The sequence below is a fragment of the Mycoplasma feriruminatoris genome, from assembly GCF_000327395.2.
Classification (GTDB): Bacteria; Bacillota_I; Bacilli_A; order Mycoplasmatales; family Mycoplasmataceae; genus Mycoplasma; species Mycoplasma feriruminatoris.
Map to the genome: position 1 here is coordinate 16,983 of NZ_CP091032.1, position 22,453 is coordinate 39,435.

Below are 22,453 nucleotides of genomic sequence, written 5' to 3' on the forward strand. Positions count from 1 at the left end.
AACCCCCCTTTATTAATATATTTAAATAAAATTTTATGCAAATATTTTTTAATAACGATTAGTATTCCAATTTTTAAGAAAATTTCTAATTTTAAAACTTTTATGTTATTTTATAAAGCTAAGAAATAGTTTTAAAGCATCAAAAAAATCTCAGAAAATTTCTGAGATTTTATTCTTTAATTCTATTAAATATAACTTTTTTATTTCCTAATTTATTAAATTTAATACCTAAAAAAGTCTTTAGATTACTAAAGTTAATTTCAATATTTTCTAATCCACATTGTTCAATCATATCACTATATGAATCAACTAAAACAGGTTTTAATAAATAAGAAATAATCGCAATGTTTCTTTGTAAAGTAGCTAAAACAGTTTTTAATTCATCAATTTTATTTTCTTTTTCTAGATTTCAAGGTGCTTTAACTTCTATGTATTTATTACATGCATTAGATAGTTCTAAAACATTTTTAATAGCTTCACTAATTTTGTATTGATCCATATTAAAAACGTAATTATCAATTGTTTTAATACCTAAATCAATTAATTCTTGATCGTATTTAACATTATTTAAATCAATAATTCCATCAAAATATTTAGTGATCATATTATTAGTTCGGCTAATTAAATTACCTACGTTATTTGCTAAATGTGCATTAAATGATTCAATAAATAATTCAACGCTAAAATTACCATCTTTTTCAGTTGGTAAATCATTTGCAATATAAAATCTTAAAGCATCAGAAGAATATAATTCAATGATTTTAATTGGATCAACAACATTACCTAAAGACTTACTCATCTTAGTGTTTTTGTTTAAAATTCACCCATGACCTAGTAAGTGAGTAGGTTGTTTTAATCCTAAAGCTTCTAACATAACTGGTCAATAAATTGAGTGAAATCTAATGATCTCTTTTCCAGCTAATTGTAAAATTTCACAATCATCATTTTGTCAGAATTTTTTAAATAACAAATCATCTTCTTGTAGATAACCTAAAGCTGTTATATAGTTACTTAAAGCATCTAATCACACATAAATAACATGTTTTTCATCTTGAGTAATTGGAATTCCTCATTTAAAACTTACTCTAGTTACTGAAAGATCTTTTAACCCAGGTTCAACGAAATTTTTTAACATCTCATTTCTTCTATAATCAGGAATTAAAAATTCAGATTTTAAAACATCTTCAATGAAATGTTGAAATTGACTAACTTTTAAAAAGTAAGTGTCTTCGTTAACTAATTGAGGTTTAGTGTTTGAAATTTTACATAATCCATTTTCATCAATTTGTTCACTTGTTAAAAATTCTTCACAACTAACACAATAAATACCTTCGTATTGACCTTTGTAAATATAACCTTTTTCAAGTAAAATAGTAAAGATTTTTTGAACTGCTTTTTCATGATAATCATCTGTAGTTCTAATAAATTTATCATAATTAATATTTAGTTTAGTTCATAGATCTTTAAAGGCTTGTACTTTTGGTTCTAGATATTGTAAAGGTGTTAGGTTAGCTTCTTTAGCTTTGTTTTCAATTTTTTGTCCGTGTTCATCACTACCTGTTAAAAAGAAAGTTTCATATCCTTGTTCTTTTTTATATCTGTTTAAAATATCAGCTAGTGTTGTTGTATAAGCATGGCCTAGATGTAAATTTCCGCTAGGATAGTATATTGGTGTGGTTATATAAAATTTCTTTGACATATTATCCTTTCATAACTATTATTTTACCAAGAATATTTTTTATATATTTTTATATATTTAAACCTATTTAAAATATATTGTAAAAAAATAATATTTAAAGTAAAAAAATTAAGTTTTTTTGATAATTTATGCACTAATTCTAGATAGTTTTATTGTGTTGTTATAATATTGTGAGAAAAATTGTAGGTACTGTTATGAAAAAAGCAACTAAATTATTATTATCTATTTTACCTATTTCATCTATTGGTTTTTTAAGTGTAGTTTCTTGTTCAACTACTAAGAAACCTGATAATCAAAACAAACCAAACAACAATAATCCTAATCCAAATAATTCAAGCAGTGGTAATCAAACAAATCCAAATGATTCAACTGCTCCAAACGAAAATAATACCCCATCTCAACCAGAAAATCAACCTAATAATGGTGAAAATGGAACAAATATTGATCCAAAAAAACCTGAAGAACCAAAAGGTGATGATCCAAACGCACATAATTATCAACCACCAGCAGATCAACCTACAGAACATAGAGTAGACTTTTCTGATTTAGAAAAATTATCAAAAGAAATCTCTTTTGAAAACTTTACTTTTTATAAAAATAAAGATGCGAAAACCGCTTGAAACGAATTGTTAGTAAATCAAGAAAGATCGTTTAAAGAGGTTATTTTTAACAAAAATCTTGATATATTGAGTAAATATAAAATTAACTTTGAATCTGATTTTTCAAATGTAATATTTGCTCAAGAAAAAGGAACAATTGATAATGTTAAAATTAAATTTACTAAAGAAAAAGAATCTAAAATAAAAGTATTTATTTTTACTGGTTTTAAAAAAATAACAAATGAGTCTAAAGATAAAATCAACAACAAAGATAACTACATAAAAGCTAAAACTACATTAGATAAAAGAATAACTGCAGTATATCCTTCGTTACTAGCAAATATGTTATTATACGTAGAAGATAGTAAAAAGTATGAAGAGATTCAATTAAGTAGAAATTCTATAAATTTTGATGAGTTAAAAAATAAAAATACCGATCTATTTGAAAATGATTTTATTGGTTTTAATATAGGAACTAAAGAATTTCTTTTTGAATATAATGAGAAAGATAGAGAAAAATATAAAGATAAAATAGTTGCAGCTAAATATGATGATATCAATGGTGAACTTGGAGTAGAAGTAGAAATCACAAATAGAAAAGAATCAAATATAACAGAGCCATTAATAAAAAAGACTTTTAGCTTCCCCCGCTACCTTAAACACGGACTAAAAATTTTCAATATTATAACAGGATTGTTTTCTGAATTGTACAGGAGACAATCCTTTTAATTTTTCTTTTATTCTTATATTGTTGAACCAATAAATATATTTATGTATTGCTTTAGTTAAATCTTCTATTGAATTGTATTTCTCACCATAATAAATTTCTTGTTTTAATAAACCAAAAAAATTTTCTATAATAGCATTATCTAAGCAATTACCTTTTCTAGACATACTTTGTATTATGTTATTTTCTTCTAGCGTACTTACTCAACTCATGTGCTGATAATGAAATCCTTGATCAGAATGAATTACTAAACCATTTGTATTTTTAACCTTCTTAAGCGCTTTTTTTAGCATTGAATTAGTTAGGTTTAAGTTAGGTCTAGATTGAATTGAATATGAAATAATTTCACTGTTATAAAGATCAATAATTGGTGACAGATATAGTTTTTGACCATTAACTTTAAACTCTGTTACATCAGTACATCAAACTCTGTTTGCTTTTGTTGAAGAAAAATTTCTTTTTAAAACATTGTCTGCGATTTTCCCAACAGTTCCTTTATAAGAACTATATCTTCTGTTCTTTGTTCTAAATTTGACACACTGAATACCAAGTTCTTTAGTTAGCCTTAAAATTTTTTTGTGATTCACAATATATCCCATTGATTTTAAGGTCATTTTAGCCGTCTATAGCCATATCTTTCAAATGATTTGTTGAATATATCAACAATTATATTTTTAATTCCATATCCTTATCTATTGAATTTTCTAATTTCTTTTTCATTCATAAAAGAGGATTTAGGTAATTTTGCTATTTTTAAAAGAATAGAAACTTTAGCTTTTTTGTGAGTTTTAGCATTTCTAAAATTACTTTTGTTTTTCCTTGTTGATTCTTCTTCTGTCAACAAGGTGTTTAACTTTTCAGAATTCAACCTCTAATTTGTAGTATTCAACTTCTTCTTCTAATTGTTTTATTCTATCTTCATTATTAGTTGTTATTTTTGTTTTCTTTTTTTTAACTGGTTTTTCTTAGAGTTTTTCATAATTTTTTAGGTCTTCCTATATTATTATTTAACCCTAAAATTCCATTTTCTTTATACTTTTAACTCAACCAGCTATAGTTGATGAATGTATAATATTAAATTTTTTTGCAATTTCCCTGTATGATTCTTTAGTTTTAAGTTTATATAATACTATTTCTTGTTTTGCTTCCAAACTATAATGAGGTTTTGTTTTCTTGTGGGTAAGCGCTTCTATTCCAAACATTTCATATTTGTAAATTCAACCCTTTAAAGTATTAGCCGAGACATTATGCCTGTCTGCCAAATAGGTGCTATTTTTAACATTAAGTCTTTTAGCTTCTTTGACAATTTTTAATTTTTTTTCTAAGCTTCATTTAGTATATAAAACCCCACTTCCTGGATTTTTAGTCCGGAATATGGGGTTCGGGGGACTTTAAAGGGTTTAGAAAAGCTGACTTTGCTAATCAAAACAATAATGTTTTATCTTTATCATTACTACCAAATGATTTAAAAGAAATTTCTAATAAAGAGCCTTTAAAATCTACTATTGATTCTATTTTAATGTCAAAACAAACAGATAGAAAAATTCCTCTTTTTGATAATGGTGGATTAAAAAACTTGTTGTTTAGGAAAATAATAGTAAATATTGAAGATAATAAGAATCACATATATAGAGGAACACAAACATTGAAATTAGCTTTTAATGATAAATCTAATACAAATAAAACAATTGTCGCTTTTAATGATGGGACATCTCTATATCCATTACACACTAGAATTAACAAAGACTCAATTAAAGATATATTCATAACAGTTTCAAACGAAGACAAACAAAACAAATTAAAAATTGAATTTACAGTTAATATGCCTATATATGCTTCTACAATGAGTGATTTAACATCACACTCATTAAGTAAAGAGAAGATATTAAAATATAATATTACTGCAATTAGCAAAATTAATTAAATTAAGAGATAGCTATGAAAAAAATAACTAAATTATTATTATCTATTTTACCTATTTTGTCTATTGTTTCTTTAAGTGTTATATCTTGTTCTACTACTAATGGTGCAGATAAAAAACCAGACAATAGAGTAAATAATGAACCTAAAAAGGATCCTGAAAATCCAAGATCTGATCGCAAACCAGAGGACAATCACTCAAGTAAACCTGACGGTGCTCCCAAAGAACCAGAAAATAAAAATCCAGATAAACCCGAGAAAGATTCTGATAAAACCCCTAAAAAGCCTGACTCGCCTGGACATAAAGAAGAAAAAGAACCCTTTAAACCAAAACCAGAAGAAAAACCTCAAAAAGATGAACCCGGAAAGTCTGAAGATATTTTTTCAGATTTAGATGGAATAAAAAAAGAAATTTCTTTTAAAACAATCTCTTTTTATACTCAAAGGGATTCTAGAACTGCACTTGTTGATTTGCAAAAAGATCCTTCTATAATAGATACTATTTTTTCTAAGGATTATAAAGTTATATATGAAAAGTACTATATTCAATTTTTAACTAATAGTGGCGAAATGCCTAATATTCAAAAAGGATTAATAGAAAAAGTAAAGCTTAAATTTACCAACAAAAAGGTTGGAAAATCTAAAACACTAGATTTTACTTTTATTGGGTTTAAGCCATTAGATACTACAAATAATAAGAAGAATAATAAGGAAAATTATCTAAAACAAAGAGATAAAGTAGTTGGATTATCTGGTTTATTCCCTTCATTAGTTGCATACATGTTACTATATAGTCAAAACCCTAATGAATATAAAAATCTAATGGAAACTAATAACGCGATTAATTTTGAAGAATTAGTAAACGGCAACTCTAATTTATTTGTGGATCCAAATTTAATACTTAATGCAGCAGCTATCAAATCTTTATTGTTCGAATATGATAATGAATTAGGAAAACTTTATAAAGAAGAAATTGCAAGAGTTAGTTATGATGACTATAATGGTATTTTAGGTGTTGATGTAAAAATAGAAAATAGAGAATATAACGATAAAACTAATAACGAGCCCTCTATTAATAAGAAGTTTACTTTTACTGGTTTTAGAAAAGTTAATGTAGATGAACCAAATAAAAGTGTTTTTTCGATATTTTTACCACAAAATAAATTTAGAGAATTGTTAGCTAAACCCCCTTTAAAAACTAGAACACAAGATATTAAAAAGAAAAACGAATTAAACAAAAAACTTTTAATAGATAATAGGATTAGCGAATATTTAAAACAACAGATATTCAATAATTTATTGGTTGGTATAAATGATAATGAACTTAAGGTGTATAATTCAAGTTCTACATTAAGTTTACATACTAATAAGGATTATAGTTCAATTTTAGGTTTAATAGGTAATATGTCAATATACCCTTTCCATACTATACTTACAAAAGATTCAATTAAGGAAATGTATCTTTTGGTTACTAAAGATCAAGAAAAATATATGGCCGAAATAGAATTTGAATTTCATATTCCTATTTTCGCTTCTTACAATACCGACTTGAAATCTCATATAACAAGTGGTGAAAACAAAACTTTAGTATTAAAGGTTTCAACAAATGCATCTATAGATTAGTAATCCATCAAAAAACCTAGACTACATCTAGGTTTTTTGTCTTTATTTATTATTTTTTAAATATTCTAATCCATTTAAATAACTTAATAAAAGAGTGTCGTGTTTTAAACTATGAGTTTTTGCATAATCTAGAACAGTTAAAATTCTTTCGTTTTTACTTAATTTTAATTCACTATTTCTAGTTAATCTTTTAAGATCATCTTTTATAAAAGTGTTATTTAACCTTTTAATTATTTGGTTTTTATAATCGTTTAATTCATCTAAACTAACATTATATTTATGATTTAAAACTAAAATAACTTCATTTAAATAATTATTAACAAACTCTTTAACTTTAGTATTTTGTAAAGCTTGATAAACATATAGATACTTATCAGTACTAAAGTTTTTAAAAACAAACCAAGCTATAGAACAATGTAATCCATTTAACATATAGATCTTTTTTGCTATTTGAACATCAAAATTAGTTGTATAAGTTAAATTACGTATCTGTTTAAAATCAACTGGTCATTGTAGTTGATCAACAATTCATAAATAATAATCTTCACATTCTAAATAGTCATTTAGAATGTTTTTATTACTAACTATTCTATCAACTAAAACATCAACAAAATAAATATTAGAAGTTAAACTAGTAAAGTTAGTTTTAAATAAGCTACTAACTCTAATTCCATTTTCACAACACATAATGATTAATTTTTGATTATTTTTAATTTTATAATCAATTAATTCTTGAACATAAGAAACAATATATTTTAGGTTTTTAACACCAATTGAAATAGTTAGTAAACTAACTGTATCTCATTTATTCTTATAATTTAAAAAATCATCTAATAGTCAAGCTGAAATGTTATTTATATGTATGTTTTTATTATCTGAAGTATGTATTTTAATTAGTTTTTGTTCATTTATTTTGTTAACAATTTGTATGTTGTTATCAACAAAATAAATGTGATCAACAATAGATTTTAAAATTGGAGCAATAAACCCACAACCGATGTTTCCTGCTCCAAAGTGTATTAAATTCATCTATTTTCTTTTAGTGCTTTTTAATCATTTAACATAAACAAAATCTAGTAATTGAATTGTAAGTTGAGCTTTAATTGAATTAATACTTCATAGTTCTGACTCATCAGTTTGAAAATATAAATATTTATCAAATAAATTAATCATTGAACTTTGTTTTGGCCCAATTCCTATAATTTTTACTTTATTATTTAGTGATTCAGCTATTTTTTTGATGTATTCATTTTCACCAGATATTGTAATTAAAATTACTAAATCATCAGGTTTAATAATGTTTAAATAAGTTTTTATAGAAATATAATCTGATTCACTGATTGCATCTTTTTGATATCAACGTAAACGTTGAATAAAGTTTTTTGAAACATTATAAGAAAGATTAAAAGCAAATAAATATACTTTATTAGCTTTATTAATTAAATTAACAACTTCATTAATTGGTTGATTTTTTAAATTAATTTGTTGTTGTTTAATTGAGTTTAAAAGTATTTCAAAATAATCATTATAAAACTTATTTTTATCATCAATTCTTGAACTAATTGGAATTAATTCATTATCTATAATAATTGAATTAGAAATATCATTTAATCTAAATTTCAATTCATTAAAACCTTTTAAGTTCAACTTTTCAGCAAATCTTGTGATTTTATTTGGGCTCGTATTACATTCTTTAGAGATTGTTGTTATTGTTAAATTCTTAATATTTGCATAGTTTTTTAATAAGTAAGTACCAATATTTTTATAATCTTGACTACAGTCAGTTTGAATGAAATCTTTAATTTTTGTTAACAAATCTATACTCATGTAATCACCTTTATTGATACTTATTATTAATTATTCTTTTGTACTAAAATCTATAATTTTTTCTATTGTTGGATTTTTTAATAAATCATTAAATAAATCATCATTCATAGCATTAATTGCGATCTTTTGTAAAACATCGATCTGATCTTCTTGTTTTAATGCTAAACCTATTACTAATTGTACTTCAGAATCATCTCAAATAAGTGGTTTTTGTAAGTGTAAAACAATAATTAAAGAACTTTTCAAACTTAACATACCTTCATAAGTTCCATGAGGTATTGCAATTCTACTACCAATATTAAAAGAACAGGCTTCTTCTCTTTTATCAATTGAATCAATGTATTCTAAACTAACGTTTTGTTGTTTAAAAAGTTCTTTTAAATAACTTAAACATTCTTGTTTAGAATTAAATTCTTGGTTTAAATATATGTTTTTTGTTTCTATCATTACATTACTTGACCTCCTGTAATGTTAATAGATTGACCAGTACAATAACTAGCTTTATCTGAAATATAAAATAATAAAACATTTAATACATCATCAAACATACAACCTCTTTTTAAAGGAACTTTATTAATATAGTATTGTTTAACTTCTTCTTGTTTTATATTTAATTTTTTTGCATATTCTGGAATTAAACTCTCAAACATTTCTGAATCTAAAAGATTACCTAACATTAATGAATTAACTCTAATATTATGTTCAGCTAAATCTAAAGCAAGACTTTGAGTTAAACCAACTCCACCAAATTTAGCTGCTGAATAACCTGAATTAAATTTTGAACCAACTCTTCCTGATTTTGAATTGATTTGAATAATATTTCCTTTAGTATTGTTTTTAATCATTATTCTTGCTGCTTGTCTTGCTGTTAAAAAATACCCATCTAAATTAATCTTGATACTAGTAATAAAATCTTGATATTCAAATGAAGTAATTTTTGCTGATTTTGCTCATCCTGCATTATAAACTAGTGTATCAATTGTTTGATATTTAGCTTCTATTTGATCAAAAACATTAATTACATCATTTTCATTAGTTAAATCACATACATATGTATCAATTTGATTATTTTCTGATTTTAATTCTTCAAGCTTTTCTTTATTTACATCTAAAACAACAACTTGATAATTATTTTTATCAAGACCTAGTGCTAAGAATTTACCTAAACTTTTTGCTCCCCCTGCAACAATAGCAACTTTTTTCATTATTTTTCTTCTCCAACTTTATTTTGTTGTTTATTTTCTATTAGTTTGTATAACTCATCATAAGTATTTTTACCAATAAATTGTTCAACAGGATAAACATGAGCACTTGGGGCTTTTTGTTGTGCAAAGTCTTTAAAACTTTTCATAGTTACAATTACATCATATTCATCTTTTAGATCTTTAACTGCTATATTTGTAACTTCTATATCGTAATTATTATTGTTAACTCATTTTCTGATTAATCCAGCAGCCATTGCAGATGAACCTACTCCTGCTTCACAAGCAACAACTATTTTTTTAATATTTGGATTAATCTTTACTTCTTGATTTGTAGTAATGTTACTAAATTCAATACCTTCATCAGTAATCTTAAATCCTTGATCTGATTCTGATTGTAAATGTTTTCTATCTTTTAATAGTAATAAAACACTAATACCAAATGCAATTAATGTACCAACAACAAATGCTAATAAATTAATTAATAATGCATGAGTTCCATTTGATAAAGCAATTAGTGAAATTAAACTACCTGGACTTGGAGTTCCAATAGTTCCACCACCTAAATAAGAAGTAATAAATTGTGCACCAACTACTCCTAACATTGTAGCTAATAACATTTTTGGTTTTTTAATAATAAACACAAAATATACTTCGTGAATTCCACCGATTGTGTGAATTAATGAACTTGCAGTTGCATTATATCTATCTTCTCTTTTTGTAAAAATAATATAAGCTAGTAATAAACCTAATCCAGGTCCTGGATTTGGATCATATAAGAAAAAGATTGATCTAGGATTTGCAACTCCATTATTTTTTTGAATTTGAATTTCATTATATCCAATAGGACCTAATACACCGTGATTTAAAGCATTATTTAAAAATGATACTTTAATTGGTTCAGTAAAGAACCCTAATAGTGGAGCTACTCATTTGTTGTCTCCAAATAATTTAATTATTGAGATCATTACAAAAGTGATTCCCCACATTATTCAACCTCAACCTCAAAATACAACTAAACCTAAAACTATAGCATAAATTGCTAACCCAAAGTTTTTAACTAACATTTCTAAACCTGGATTAATTTTATGAAGATACAATTTTTCTACTTTTTTTAAAAATAGTGCTGATAAAGGTCCAACGATCATAGCACCAATAAATTGATTAGGTGAACCTGGATGAACTCATTTATCTCCTACTTGTTGAACAATATATTTTCCATAAATAAAATCAGTACCAGTAATTGTAGCAACGATAATAAAAGTTGCTATCATTCCACCTCTTAAACCATAAACCAATCTACCACCATTAAATGCAATTAATATTGGTAGAAGTCATTTAATTCCTGGCTCAACTAATCTACCTAGCATTGGAGCATCGAATCAACCTAATTTCTTATTATGATCAAAATCATATAAAAACATAGCTGTTCAAAGTCCTCAAGCTAGTAGAACACCAATTGCTGGCATAATCATTCCAGCCATAAAAGAACCAGTTTTTTGAATTTTAAGCTTAAATTTATTAGCTCATTCTTTATGTGTCATCTGAACTTTTGTATTCATCAATAATTTGCCTCCTATTATTATATTAACGCTATTTGTAAATATTTACAATATGTTGTAAATATTTACTTAGGCAAGTATTGAGAAAAAGAAATGATCTTTTTAACTGCTATTCCTGATATATTGTAAATATATCAGGATAGAGATATAGCAGTTTATTTATTAATCGAATTTTACCCCAAAAAAAATTTTAAAAAATATATAGCATATTTTAAAAACCTGTGATAAACTAAAATTGCTGGAAACAGCAAGCTTAGATATAAAATCTTTGTTTTTTAAAAGTTATTATATTTATTTAGCTAAATCTGATTTATTAGACATAAAAAAGCTGCCCTTCTATCAGGCAGCTTTTTTATTTGTATTTATTAAATTAAATTATTCAATTACGTATGGTAATAAAGCCATTTGACGAGCTCTTTTAATTGCTAAAGCTAATTGTCTTTGATCTTTTGGAGAAGTACCTGTAATTCTTCTTGGTAAAATTTGACCATTAGGTGAGATGAATTTTTTTAATAATTCAACATCTTTATAATCGATGTATTTAATATTGTTTTTTTGGAAAAAATTAACTTTTTTTCTTTTTTTAATTTTTTTAACTTGCATGAAAATATCCCTTTCTACTTATTCTCATAAAATTGAAAGTTCATCATCATCTGAAACTACTAAATCATCAAATGATGAATCACTATTTTGTTGAACATGTTGGTTAGGTGTTGTATCGTTTTGTTCAGTTACTAGAGCATTTCTATTTTTAGCTGGTTCTAAGAAATTAACTCTTTCAGCTAGTACATTTACAATAGTTTCATATCTACCATCAGGTGTTTGATTATTTCTAGTTGTAATTCTTCCTTCAACTGAAATTAAACTACCTTTAGATAGAAACTTAACCATATTTTCAGCAGTTTTATCAAAAGCAGAACAAGGTATATAATTTGTTTTTTCTTCTCTACTTGAATATTCTGAAACAGCTACAGTAAAAAAAACAAATTTAGACCCGTTTTTAGCTACTCTTAATTCTAAATCTCTTGTAATTCTACCTACCAAGTTTACTCTGTTCATAATTTTCCTTAATTATTTGCTTTCTTTTGTAGCAGCTTCTTCTCTTTTAATAAATGGCTTTCTAAAGTTTTTCTTTTCACGTTGTTCTTCTTCATATTTAGTCATATCTGTTTTTGAAAGAACAACTGATTGTTCGTAATTTTGGATGTTTTGTGTATTTAAAACTAATGTTCTAACTACATTTTTATCAATTTTAGCAACACGTTCAAATTCTTTAACAGCTTGAGTAGTTGCTTCAACGATAACTACATGATAGTAACCCTTTTTTTTGTGATTAATTTCATAAGTGAAATCTAATAATCCTAAATCACTAGCTTCTAGGATTTGTCCACCTTCAGCTAAAATTGCATCTAATTTAGTTACTAATTCTTTTGTATCTTTAACATCTTGATCCAAAATATACATTACTTCGTATTTTTTAATCATTGAGATTATTCCTCCTTATGGTCTTTTGGGCTTAAATAGCCAAGGAGCTAATTACTTTAAATTAACTCATATGAATTATATAAAAAACATACTACTAATACAACTTAAAAACATAAACAAGTAATATATTATAACTAAAATAATTTATTTAGAAAATAAAAAATATCAGATATTATCTGATATTTAATTAATTATTAATAAATAACTATTTATTTGTGATTGTAACATTAAAAGCTTCTAGCCCTTTTATTGTTTTATTTAATTCATATGTTACTTTTTGACCTTGTTCTAAAGTCTTATAACCATTTATATTAATGTTTGCAAAATAAACAAATACATCTTTATTATCAGAATCATTTGTTATAAAGCCAAACCCTTTTTCATCGTTAAATCATTTAACTATACCAGTGTTCATATTACCTCCAATCTAAATTATTAATAGATTGAGTAATACAAAATCTTTTTTAATAATAGTTCTATTATACATTAAATAATTATTTATACTAGTAATAAAATATAAGTTAGATTATTAATAATTAATAACAAAATAATAATATTAACTATAAAATAACAATAGGAGGTAAAACATGAGTAAAGTTCTTGTTTTAAAAACAACTGTTCAAGCAGACGAAGTATCAAATTCTGTTGCTTTAACTAATAGATTTTTAGAAGAATATAAAAAATTCAACCCAGATGATGAAATCATTATTGTTGATTTAAATAAAGATGAAGTAGGAACTAGTATTTTAACTTCTGAAACATTTTCAACTTTTTATCAACAAGAAGTTACTAAAAAATATATTAATTTATTAAAAAGCGTAGATAAACTAGTTATTGCTTGTCCAATGTATAACTTTTCTACTCCAGTGACTTTAAAATCATTTATTGATCACGTTTCAGTAGCTAATGAAACATTTTCATACAAATATTCTAAAAAAGGAGATGCAATTGGTTTAATTACTAATTTAAAAGCTCAAATTTTAGGAGTTCAAGGTGCACCATTAGGATGATATCCTTGAGGTCAACATACTCAATATGTTGAAGGAGCAATGAGATTTTTAGGAATCGAATTTAATAAAACTGTTTTATTAGCAGGAGTAAAAGTAGCTCCATTATTACAATTAACTCCAGAACAAAGAGTTGAAACAATTATTGATGAAGTTATACAAGCTGCTAAAACTTTTTAATAAGTAAACAAAAATGCACCAAGTGGTGCATTTTTTTATTATTAAGCTCATTCAATTGTTTGTGGATCAGCTGGATGAGGATTGTGTTCTAAATTATCAATAATTCCGTTTTTAATATGAATTACAGTGTTTGCAATTTTAGCGATGTTTGGGTTATGAGTAACTACAATAACAGTTGTTTTATATTCTTTATTAACTTTAACTAAAATTTCTAGAACTTTACGTCCCATTTCTTCATCTAAAGCCCCAGTTGGTTCATCAGCAAATAAAATATCAGGGTTTTTAGCTAGAGCTCTTGCTATTGAAACACGTTGTTGTTGTCCTCCTGACATTTGGTGAGGATATTTATGCATTTGTTCTTTCATACCAATTGTTTCAAAAATTTCTTCAATTGACATTCCGTTTTTTTTGTTTGAAAGATTTTCTCCAACTTCAGCATTTTCTTTAGCAGTTAAATTAGTTAATAAGTTATATTGTTGAAACACAAACCCAACAGTTCTTCTTCTAAATTTAGTCATATGAGAATCTTTTAATAAAGAAAGATTTGAACCTAAAACAAAAACATCACCCTGACTAGCTTTATCTAGTCCTGAAATGATATTTAAAAAAGTAGTTTTTCCTGATCCAGATGGTCCTAAAATAACAATGAAATCAGATTTATCTAACTTAATATCAATTCCTTTTAAAACAGGAGTTTCTAAATCACCAGTAATATAAGACTTTTGAACATTTTTTAATTCAATAATGTGTTTGTTTAAGTCTGGTTTATAGTTTTGAGTTGTGATTATATGTCCTTTGTTTAAAATGTCTTTTGAGTACTTATTAGTTAGTTGTTTTTGAAGTTTTTGTTTTTGTTTTAACCCTTTGATTCCTGGTTCAAATTTTTGATCATTTGGAATAATTATAAATTCTCTTTGACTATCATCTATTTGATCATTTGATTCAATTTTTACAGTTTTAACTTTTTTAACTCTTTTAGGTTTTTCTATTTCTTCATAATCTACATTAGATTTACTAATAGGTTGGATCTGTTCAATGTTAATAGACACGTCTGTATTTTTTTTGTCTTTAGCCATAATTACCCTCTTATAAAAACAATAATTCTAATAGATTTTAACATAATTTAGTTTAATAATGTTAGTACGTCTGGTATCTGTATATTGTATTTTTTATTACAAAAATCACAAACAACTTCAACAGGTTTATTATCTTTAATAATATCTTTTAAATCATCTTGATTTAAAAGATTTAATGTAAATAGTACTTTTTGATATGAACAAGTACATTCAAAACTAATAGTTGATTGATCTAAAATAATTGCATCTTCAGCTATTTCTTTAACAACAGCATAATAGTTAGTAGATTTGACTAATACATCTTTTACATAACTAGTATTACCTAGTTTTTCTGAAATATATTCTAAATCTAAATTAGTATGATCTGGAAGCATTTCAACTAACATACCAACTACTTTTTTAATTTGCAAGTTATCATCAAATTTAACTTCAGTTGTAATAAATGATTTAGTTTGATTTGATTGATTAAAATATTTCATAAAATCATAATCAATATTTCCATATTCAATTTCAACATTTGAAACATATGGTTCTTTTAAATTTAAATCTCTACTTACTAATAAATTACCTTGATCTGAAGCAATTAGTTTAGTTATTTGATCTAGATCTTTATTATTAAAATCAGTGATATTTACATTTTTATTTTGCACATAAGCTCTAATTTTACTATCATGATATTCAGCTATCATAGTTTTAATTAAAGAACTTGGCGCTGTTCAATTTACATAAGTTTTTTCTTTGTTTTTAAATTGCATACCAATTAAAGCTGAACAACAAATAAACTTTGCAAAAACCATGTTTGCTAGTACATTTGATTGTTGTAAATCTGTAATTTCTTTTATAGTTTCAGAAAGATCAACAATTGAAACTCTTAAGTTATGCTTATTACTAATTGCTCTTATTTTTAGATCCATAAAACACCTTCTAACTAATTAATTATACCAAAACCACAATATTGGCTTATATAAAATAAAAAGTGTTTATAAACTAGTTTTTAATAAAATTTAATTTAATGATATTAAACAAAAAAGCAGCTTATGCTGCTTTGTAATTTAAAGCTATAATTCTATTAATTTTTCAATAAGGATTATTTTTATTTTTTAATAGTCTAACTTCAAATCTGTTTCCTAATTGTTTTGATCTATTAGTATTTGAAACTTTTAATCTTATTAATTCATAATTAATTTCATTGTCATTACTATTAAGTTCTTTAGTAGATCAAGCGTTTTTATTATAATATTGTTCAGCTATTTGTTCTTCTCGTTTTTTAAGTTCTATATCTTTTTTATCTAAAAAGTAATTAAAGACATTTAAAATACCAACTGCATCTTTTTTATTTTCAATTGATAAATTATAGTTAGGATCATTTGAAGTTAAACCACCAAATAAAGTACCAATCACATAACCAATAGAATCTTTTAAATATGAAGATTTATCAGGATTAATTCCTAATAACATATGTAGTGGTGAATAAGATAAATCATCTTTTAGTTTAGATCTATATAGACTAACAGGTTTATTTGATCCATTGATATAAAGTTCAATTTTATCTCAATTATAATAAGATTCTCTAGGTCTATATTTGATTGCATTAGCTCCAGTATCACTACTATTATCGTGAGTATCAAAACCATAAGCTAATGCTTTTAATACAGTTTTAGTTTGATCTTTTTTTGGATCATAATCAAATAAGAAGTTAAGATCGCTTTGTTCTTTTTTATAACGAACACTAACTCTTATTGTTAAAGCTGAAAGAATTTTTCCTAAACTTGAAATGTTAATAGCAACAATTTTATCAGGATTTTTAGATGAATACTCACTTAGGTATTTACCTAAAGTTTCTAGAAGTTGAGTAATAGTTTGATTGTTCATTTTTTCTAATCCAAAATGTTTTAATAACAACTCTGGAATAGTTATTTTAATATCTCTAATTTTTGAAATGTTTTTAAATTTTTCGATTTTTTGAGATACATTTTTTATTTTCAACATTCATTTATTTTTAATTTCATCTAGTGATTCTAATTTCTCATTTTTAGTAGCTATTCTAATTAAAGGTAGAAAAGGATTATCTTTATTTTTAGAGTCTTGAAGAACAAAATCAATTCACTTTTCAGCAATATCTGTTGTAACATCTCCACTATATAAACTATCTAATAAATTAACTTTTATTTTTCTTGGTTTTTCATATAGTTTTAAATGATTGATTAGTTTTTCTAGATATGATGAAAATTCAGTTTTTACATTTTCTTCTTTAGATATAAATTTATATTTTTGAAGAGTTTGAGAAACTTTTTTAATTTTGTTTAATGTTGGGTCAATTTTACTTTTTGCAAAAAATCTAATAGTATTTGTTAAAAAACTTCCTTCATAGGGTAATTCTAAAAGATCATATATTGAATTTAATCCAAAAACTTTACGATAAAAAGGACCAGTGATAATTAAATTTATTATTGTTTGGTCTCCCAAAAAGTCTTTAAACATCTTTACTAAATCAGATAAACTTTTTGAAGCTATTGATAAATCAAGATCGTTGATATCTTTTAAAAGAAAAATATTTTTTAATTGACTAATTATGTTTTGTTGAGAATTTTCTAAAGATTCTTTAATCTTTTTAATAATAGTTAGTAATTTAGGTATTAAACCATCATTACCAAAAAACTTAGCTTTAATAGTTATCATAGCTCAAAAACCACCTGATGTAATAATGGCTGTACCATTTTCAAAACTTACATTTCATTTTCCTAAAGGTTGGCCTGTTTCATTAAGTTTTGTTTTTATCGTGTCTATTATTTTATATTCTAGTGTTTCTCGAATATATTGATCATTAATAGATAATTCAGCAAATTTAATAAGAGTTCCTAAAGAATTTATAATAGTTGATAACTTACTTTCAAGTCAATTAACTATATCAATTATTAAGTTTCCAACCCCATTTTTTGAAACAATATTATCAGGATTAAAAATTTTGTTTTCATCAAATCTTTTAAAAATAAATTCATAAAATCTTTTAAAACTATTTTTGTCTTTTAACACTTTTGCTATACCATTAAACAAAATATTTAGATCAAGTTTATTTTGAGTTAGTGCTAAAAATTTATTATTATCGGCTTTTAATTTTAACAATTCACTTGGATTTTTAATTTCAGTATGAATTGTATAATATAGTCCAAAGAAAATTTCTGAATATATATAAGTTGTTAAATAAGGTGTTGCTTTTTTTAAAAGTTCAACCGCTTTTTGTTTAATTTTTTCAATGTTTTTAGGATTAAAAACATTTTGTATTTTGGTAAAGATTTGTTTTATATTTTGGGTTTGATTTTCAAAATCACCTAACTCTGCAATTACTTGACTTATAGAATCTAAACCTAGTTCAGCTAATAGTTTATCTAGTGCTTCAGGTATTTTATCAGCATCAGTTTCACTTTCAAACTCTTGATTATTTGAAATTACTGCAGCTATTTGATTAATGTTTTTAGTTAAAGCCTGGTTTACTGTTAGATCTTTATAATAATCTTTTTCTAAATCAGCTGGTGTTAAAACTTTTGCTAAAAAACTTAAAATATTTTTATTATTTTCAATAACATCAGCAAAACTATTTAAACCATTTTTATATTTTATAAAGTTAGGATCATCTCTATCATGTAAGATTGTATTTTGTAAAAAAGACAAACCTAAAGAAGCTAAACTTGGAGCAAATCCATTTAAAAATCTTTCTAAAGACTTACTTATAGTTAGTAAAAAATTAATGTTTTGTGGAGTAATTTCTCCTTTTGAATGCTCAATATCTTTTAACTTATTATTATCTTTATTATCTTTATATTGTATTTGTAAATTGTCATCTAATATGTCACTACTTAAACCAAAATAAGTTTTTCATAGATCTGAAATAGTATCTGTTGTTGTAGTTTTACTATTATTTGGTCTTCATACAAAATTATTATCAAATTCATCTAGTATTGGTTTTTTACCTATTTTTTGATTTAAATAATCTTCATTAAGATTTTCTGTTTCTTTTAAAATTCTAGATTCAACAGCATAAGAACTTGCTTTTATATAATTTTCAACTTTGTGAACTACTTTTTGTTTATTTGACTCTACATAGCTTTTTGAAAAAATTCCAAAACTACTAAAAAATAGAGCAAAAACTGAAAGTATAATTACTCACCACTTGTTATTTTTAAAAAACTTTAACATTATAGTCACCTTGCAATTAACTCCAACTTCATACAAAGTACTAATTAAACATTCATAAACTTACTATGATTAATATAACACAATTTTTATTTTTTGAAAGTATAGACAAAAAAAGCAGCTTATGCTGCTTTATAATCTACTGCTATAATTTGAGTAATTTCTCAATAAGAAGAATGTTTCTTTTTAGCTAATTTTACTTTAAAACGACTTCCTAATTGTTTTGATTCTTGAGTTTTTGAAGATTTTAATCTTATTAATTCGTAATTAATTTCATCTTCACTACTATTTATAACTTTAGTTTCTCAAGCATCTTTATCATAGTATTGAGTTGCAATTTGATCTTCATGTTTTTTAAGTTCTTTATCTTTTTGATCTAGAACATAGTTAAATACATTTAAAATACCAGTAGCATCATTTTTGTTTTCAATTGATAAATTATAATTTGGATCAGTTGTGTTTAGACCACCAAATAAACTACCAATAGCATAACCTATTGAACCTTTAAAATAAGTAGTTTTATCAGGATTAATTCCTATTAGCATATGTAGTGGTGAATAGGAAAATTCTTCTTTTAGATTAGTTCTATCTAGAATATAAGGTTTATCAAATCCATTGATGTAGAAATAGATTTTATCTCAGTTATAGTAAGACTGATCTTTTCTATTTAAAGTAGAATCACGTCCTACATCACTACTATTATCATGACTATCAAAACCATCAGCTAGTGCTTTTAATACAGTTTTAGATTTGTCTTGTTTTGTGTTTTTGTTGTATAAGAAATTATTTTTTGAAAGTTCTTTTTTAAATTCAACACCAACTTTAACTGTTAAAGCATAAAGCATCATTCCAATACTTGAAATATTAAATCCAATTACTTTATTAGGATTTGCTTTTAAATAATCTTTTATATAATTACTTAATCCTTCTAGAAGTTCAGTAATGTTTAGTCCATCTAAACTTTGTAATCCAAATTGTTCTACTAATTCTTTTGGTAATTGTAGTTTTATATTTCTAATTTTTGAAATGTTTGAATAGTTATCTATTTTTTTAGCAAGATCAGAAACCTTAGAAGTTCATTGATTTTTAATCTGTTCTAATTTTTCTAATTTGTCACTTTTATTAATTGCTCTTAAAATAGGTAGTATTGGATTATCTTCTTTGGTTATATCTTTAGTTAAGAAATTGATTCATTTAGAAATAAAATCACTAATTATATTTCCTTCATAAAGACTATCTAAAAGGTTGAAGTTAAGTAGGTCATTGTTTTCATAAGTGGCTAGATGTTTTGAAAGGTTTTCTAGATATTGTGGGAATTGTTCTTTTAACTTTTCTGGTTCTTTTATAAATCCATAGGTTTTTAATGATTCTAAGAACGCTTTTATTTTGTCTAATACGGGTTGTAAATCTTTTCCTGCATATTTCTGAACCAAACTATTTAAAAATTCTTTGTTATAAGGCAAAGTTATAAAGTCATAAATAGTTTTAATTTCTAGATCTCCAATAAGTCCTTTAGCAAGACTTATATAAACATTTTTGTCATTTTTTAGAAAAGCATTCAGATTATTTACTAATTCTACAAAAGGAGAAAGTGTAAATTTTTTATTGGTATTTAAATATAAAGTATTTTTAATATATTTAAAAAATTCTTCAAATGCATAGTTTATAGAACTGTTAAAGGATTTTAAGATATTAATTAGATTATTAATTAGCCCTGTTTTCCCGAAAAAATCTGCTTTCAATTGCAATGGAGTTCTTAATGGTATAAAACCAAGATATATTTTTAGTGATACCTCTAGTTCATCTTTATTGAAATTAACTATTCAAGAACCCACGCTAATTTTAGGTAATTTACTTTTTATAAATTCAACCAGCTTTTCTTTTATAGTTTTTTGAATATTAGCATCATTTAACGCTAGTTCAGCAAATCTAATAATTGTACTTAAGGTATTTGAAACATTATATAACTTCTTTTCTAATCAATTAATTAGATCGTATAATAAGCTATCAGTACCAGTATCAGTACCTAATGTATTTATATTATTAAATATCTTATTTTGATCAAATCTTTTAAAAATGAAATCATATAGTCTTTCAAAATCTTTTTTATTTTTTAATACTTTTACAAGTCCATCTACTAAAACATTTAAATCTAATTTATTTTTAGTAAATGCTATAAATACACTATCATCAACTTTTTGTTTTAATAAATCTTCAGGATTTTTCAGATCACTATTAGCTACATAATACAATCCAAAAAATAGTTCTGAATATAAATAAGTAGCTAAATGAGGTGTAATTTTGTTTAATATTTCTAAACTTTTTTGTTTAAGTTTAGTAAATGTACCGTTGTTAAATAAATTTTTGATTTTTGGAAAAATCTCACTTATTTTTTCAGCTTTAAAATTTTTAAAATCAATGTCACTAAATATATTAGTAATTGAATCTAGTTCTAAATCAACAAGTAATTTGTCTAGTGCTTCAGGTAATTTATCTACATCAGTTTGACTAGCAAAATCCTTATTATTTGTAATTACTGAAGCTAATTTATTAATGTTTTTTGTTATAGCTTGTTTTACTGTTAAATTTTTATAGTAATTTTCATCTAAATTAGCTGGTGTTAAAACTTTTCCTAAATAATTAAAAGTCTCTCTATTATCTTCAATAGCATTAGCAACACTAGTTATTCCACTTTTATATTTTTCAAAGTTAGGATCATCTCTATGTTGTAAAACTGTACTTTGTAAAAAAGATATACCTAAAGAAGCTAAACTTGGAGCAAATCCATTTAAAAACTTTTCTAAAGATTTACTTATAGTTAGTAAAAAATCAATGTTTTTTGGAGTAATTTCTCCTTTTGATGATTTGATATTTTCAAGTTTATTATTATTTTGATATTGAATTTGTAAATCTTTTCTCAATACATTATCAGTTGAACCAAAATAGGTTTTTCACAAATCTGAAATAGTGTCTAATGATGTAGTTTTATTATTGTTAGGTTGTCAAATAAAATTATTGTTAAATTCATTTAATAAGGTTTTTTTACCTATTTTTTGATTTAAATAATCTTCATTAAGGTTTTCTGTTTCTTTTAAAATTCTAGATTGAACAGCATAAGAACTTGCTTTTATATAATTTTCAACTTTGTTAACTACTTTTTGTTTATTTGAATCTACAAAGCTTTTTGCAAAAATTCCAAAACTGCTTAAAAAAACAGCAAATACAGAAATTATAGCTACTCATCATTTATTATTTTTTATAAACTTTAACATATTGATTTACCTATCAAGTTAACTAAAAGTTATAATTGTATTAATAAAATACATTTTATTATAATATTATATTATTATGGTTT

General features: G+C 24.4%; 16 protein-coding genes and 3 pseudogenes. 4 read left to right on the top strand and 15 right to left on the bottom strand.

The genetic code is table 4. The features are described 5' to 3' along the window. Positions 1-169: 169 nt before the first annotated feature. Complete coding sequence (gene metG, locus D500_RS00060; RefSeq protein ID WP_008363429.1) at positions 170-1,699, bottom strand: methionine--tRNA ligase; 1,530 nt, start codon at positions 1,697-1,699, stop codon at positions 170-172. Positions 1,700-1,893: 194 nt separating this feature from the next. Between metG and D500_RS00065 the strand changes: the two are divergent. Further along, positions 1,894-2,943 (top strand): annotated as a pseudogene (locus D500_RS00065) (LppA family lipoprotein); the annotation flags it as partial. A gap of 21 nt (positions 2,944-2,964) precedes the next feature. Here the strand turns inward: D500_RS00065 and D500_RS00070 are convergent. Next, positions 2,965-4,368 (bottom strand): annotated as a pseudogene (locus tag D500_RS00070) (IS3 family transposase). A gap of 44 nt (positions 4,369-4,412) precedes the next feature. Here D500_RS00070 and D500_RS00075 point away from each other — a divergent pair. Both D500_RS00075 and D500_RS00080 read left to right on the top strand, forming a co-directional pair. Next, a pseudogene (locus D500_RS00075) lies at positions 4,413-4,949 on the top strand (LppA-related lipoprotein); the annotation flags it as partial. Between the two features lie 14 nt (positions 4,950-4,963). Then, complete coding sequence (locus tag D500_RS00080; RefSeq protein ID WP_008362765.1) at positions 4,964-6,568, top strand: LppA family lipoprotein; 1,605 nt, start codon at positions 4,964-4,966, stop codon at positions 6,566-6,568. A gap of 42 nt (positions 6,569-6,610) precedes the next feature. On the opposite strand, the gene D500_RS00085 is transcribed toward D500_RS00080, so the two are convergent. From D500_RS00085 to D500_RS00125, 9 genes are all read right to left on the bottom strand, one after another. Then, positions 6,611-7,597, bottom strand: a complete 987-nt coding sequence (locus tag D500_RS00085; RefSeq protein WP_008362763.1) for a mannitol dehydrogenase family protein — start codon at positions 7,595-7,597, stop codon at positions 6,611-6,613. Then, positions 7,598-8,395, bottom strand: coding sequence for a MurR/RpiR family transcriptional regulator (locus D500_RS00090; RefSeq protein WP_008362761.1), 798 nt, complete (start codon positions 8,393-8,395; stop codon positions 7,598-7,600). Positions 8,396-8,425: 30 nt separating this feature from the next. Then, on the bottom strand, positions 8,426-8,842 hold the full coding sequence (locus D500_RS00095) for a PTS sugar transporter subunit IIA (RefSeq protein WP_008362759.1): 417 nt from the start codon (positions 8,840-8,842) through the stop codon (positions 8,426-8,428). Then, complete coding sequence (srlD, locus tag D500_RS00100; protein WP_008362757.1) at positions 8,842-9,600, bottom strand: sorbitol-6-phosphate dehydrogenase; 759 nt, start codon at positions 9,598-9,600, stop codon at positions 8,842-8,844. The genes D500_RS00095 and srlD overlap by 1 nt, the downstream gene beginning before the upstream one ends. Further along, positions 9,600-11,159: a PTS transporter subunit EIIC gene (locus tag D500_RS00105; RefSeq protein WP_008362756.1), complete on the bottom strand. Its 1,560-nt coding sequence runs from the start codon at positions 11,157-11,159 to the stop codon at positions 9,600-9,602. The genes srlD and D500_RS00105 overlap by 1 nt, the downstream gene beginning before the upstream one ends. 375 nt (positions 11,160-11,534) lie before the next feature. Beyond that, complete coding sequence (rpsR, locus tag D500_RS00110; RefSeq protein ID WP_008362754.1) at positions 11,535-11,762, bottom strand: 30S ribosomal protein S18; 228 nt, start codon at positions 11,760-11,762, stop codon at positions 11,535-11,537. A gap of 18 nt (positions 11,763-11,780) precedes the next feature. Continuing rightward, positions 11,781-12,218, bottom strand: coding sequence for a single-stranded DNA-binding protein (locus tag D500_RS00115; RefSeq protein ID WP_008362750.1), 438 nt, complete (start codon positions 12,216-12,218; stop codon positions 11,781-11,783). Between the two features lie 12 nt (positions 12,219-12,230). Next, positions 12,231-12,644 (bottom strand): 30S ribosomal protein S6, encoded by a 414-nt coding sequence (rpsF, locus tag D500_RS00120; RefSeq protein ID WP_008362749.1) that lies wholly within the window; start codon positions 12,642-12,644, stop codon positions 12,231-12,233. A 205-nt stretch (positions 12,645-12,849) separates the two neighbouring features. Continuing rightward, the gene (locus tag D500_RS00125; RefSeq protein WP_008362747.1) at positions 12,850-13,059 is read right to left on the bottom strand and encodes a cold-shock protein; all 210 of its coding nucleotides are present in this window, start codon (positions 13,057-13,059) and stop codon (positions 12,850-12,852) included. A gap of 172 nt (positions 13,060-13,231) precedes the next feature. Here D500_RS00125 and D500_RS00130 point away from each other — a divergent pair, with 172 nt between their 5' ends. After that, positions 13,232-13,831: an FMN-dependent NADH-azoreductase gene (locus D500_RS00130; protein ID WP_008362744.1), complete on the top strand. Its 600-nt coding sequence runs from the start codon at positions 13,232-13,234 to the stop codon at positions 13,829-13,831. A gap of 41 nt (positions 13,832-13,872) precedes the next feature. Here the strand turns inward: D500_RS00130 and D500_RS00135 are convergent, their stop codons facing one another. From D500_RS00135 to D500_RS00150, 4 genes are all read right to left on the bottom strand, one after another. Next, positions 13,873-14,907: an ABC transporter ATP-binding protein gene (locus D500_RS00135; protein WP_008362741.1), complete on the bottom strand. Its 1,035-nt coding sequence runs from the start codon at positions 14,905-14,907 to the stop codon at positions 13,873-13,875. 47 nt (positions 14,908-14,954) lie between these two features. Then, positions 14,955-15,821, bottom strand: a complete 867-nt coding sequence (locus D500_RS00140) for an Hsp33 family molecular chaperone HslO (RefSeq protein WP_008362738.1) — start codon at positions 15,819-15,821, stop codon at positions 14,955-14,957. A 121-nt stretch (positions 15,822-15,942) separates the two neighbouring features. Continuing rightward, positions 15,943-19,101 carry an STREFT protein gene (locus tag D500_RS00145; RefSeq protein WP_008362736.1) on the bottom strand — a complete coding sequence of 1,053 codons (3,159 nt, stop codon included), beginning with the start codon at positions 19,099-19,101 and terminating at the stop codon, positions 15,943-15,945. Between the two features lie 119 nt (positions 19,102-19,220). After that, complete coding sequence (locus D500_RS00150) at positions 19,221-22,370, bottom strand: STREFT protein (RefSeq protein ID WP_008362734.1); 3,150 nt, start codon at positions 22,368-22,370, stop codon at positions 19,221-19,223. Between the last annotated feature and the right edge of the window lie 83 nt (positions 22,371-22,453).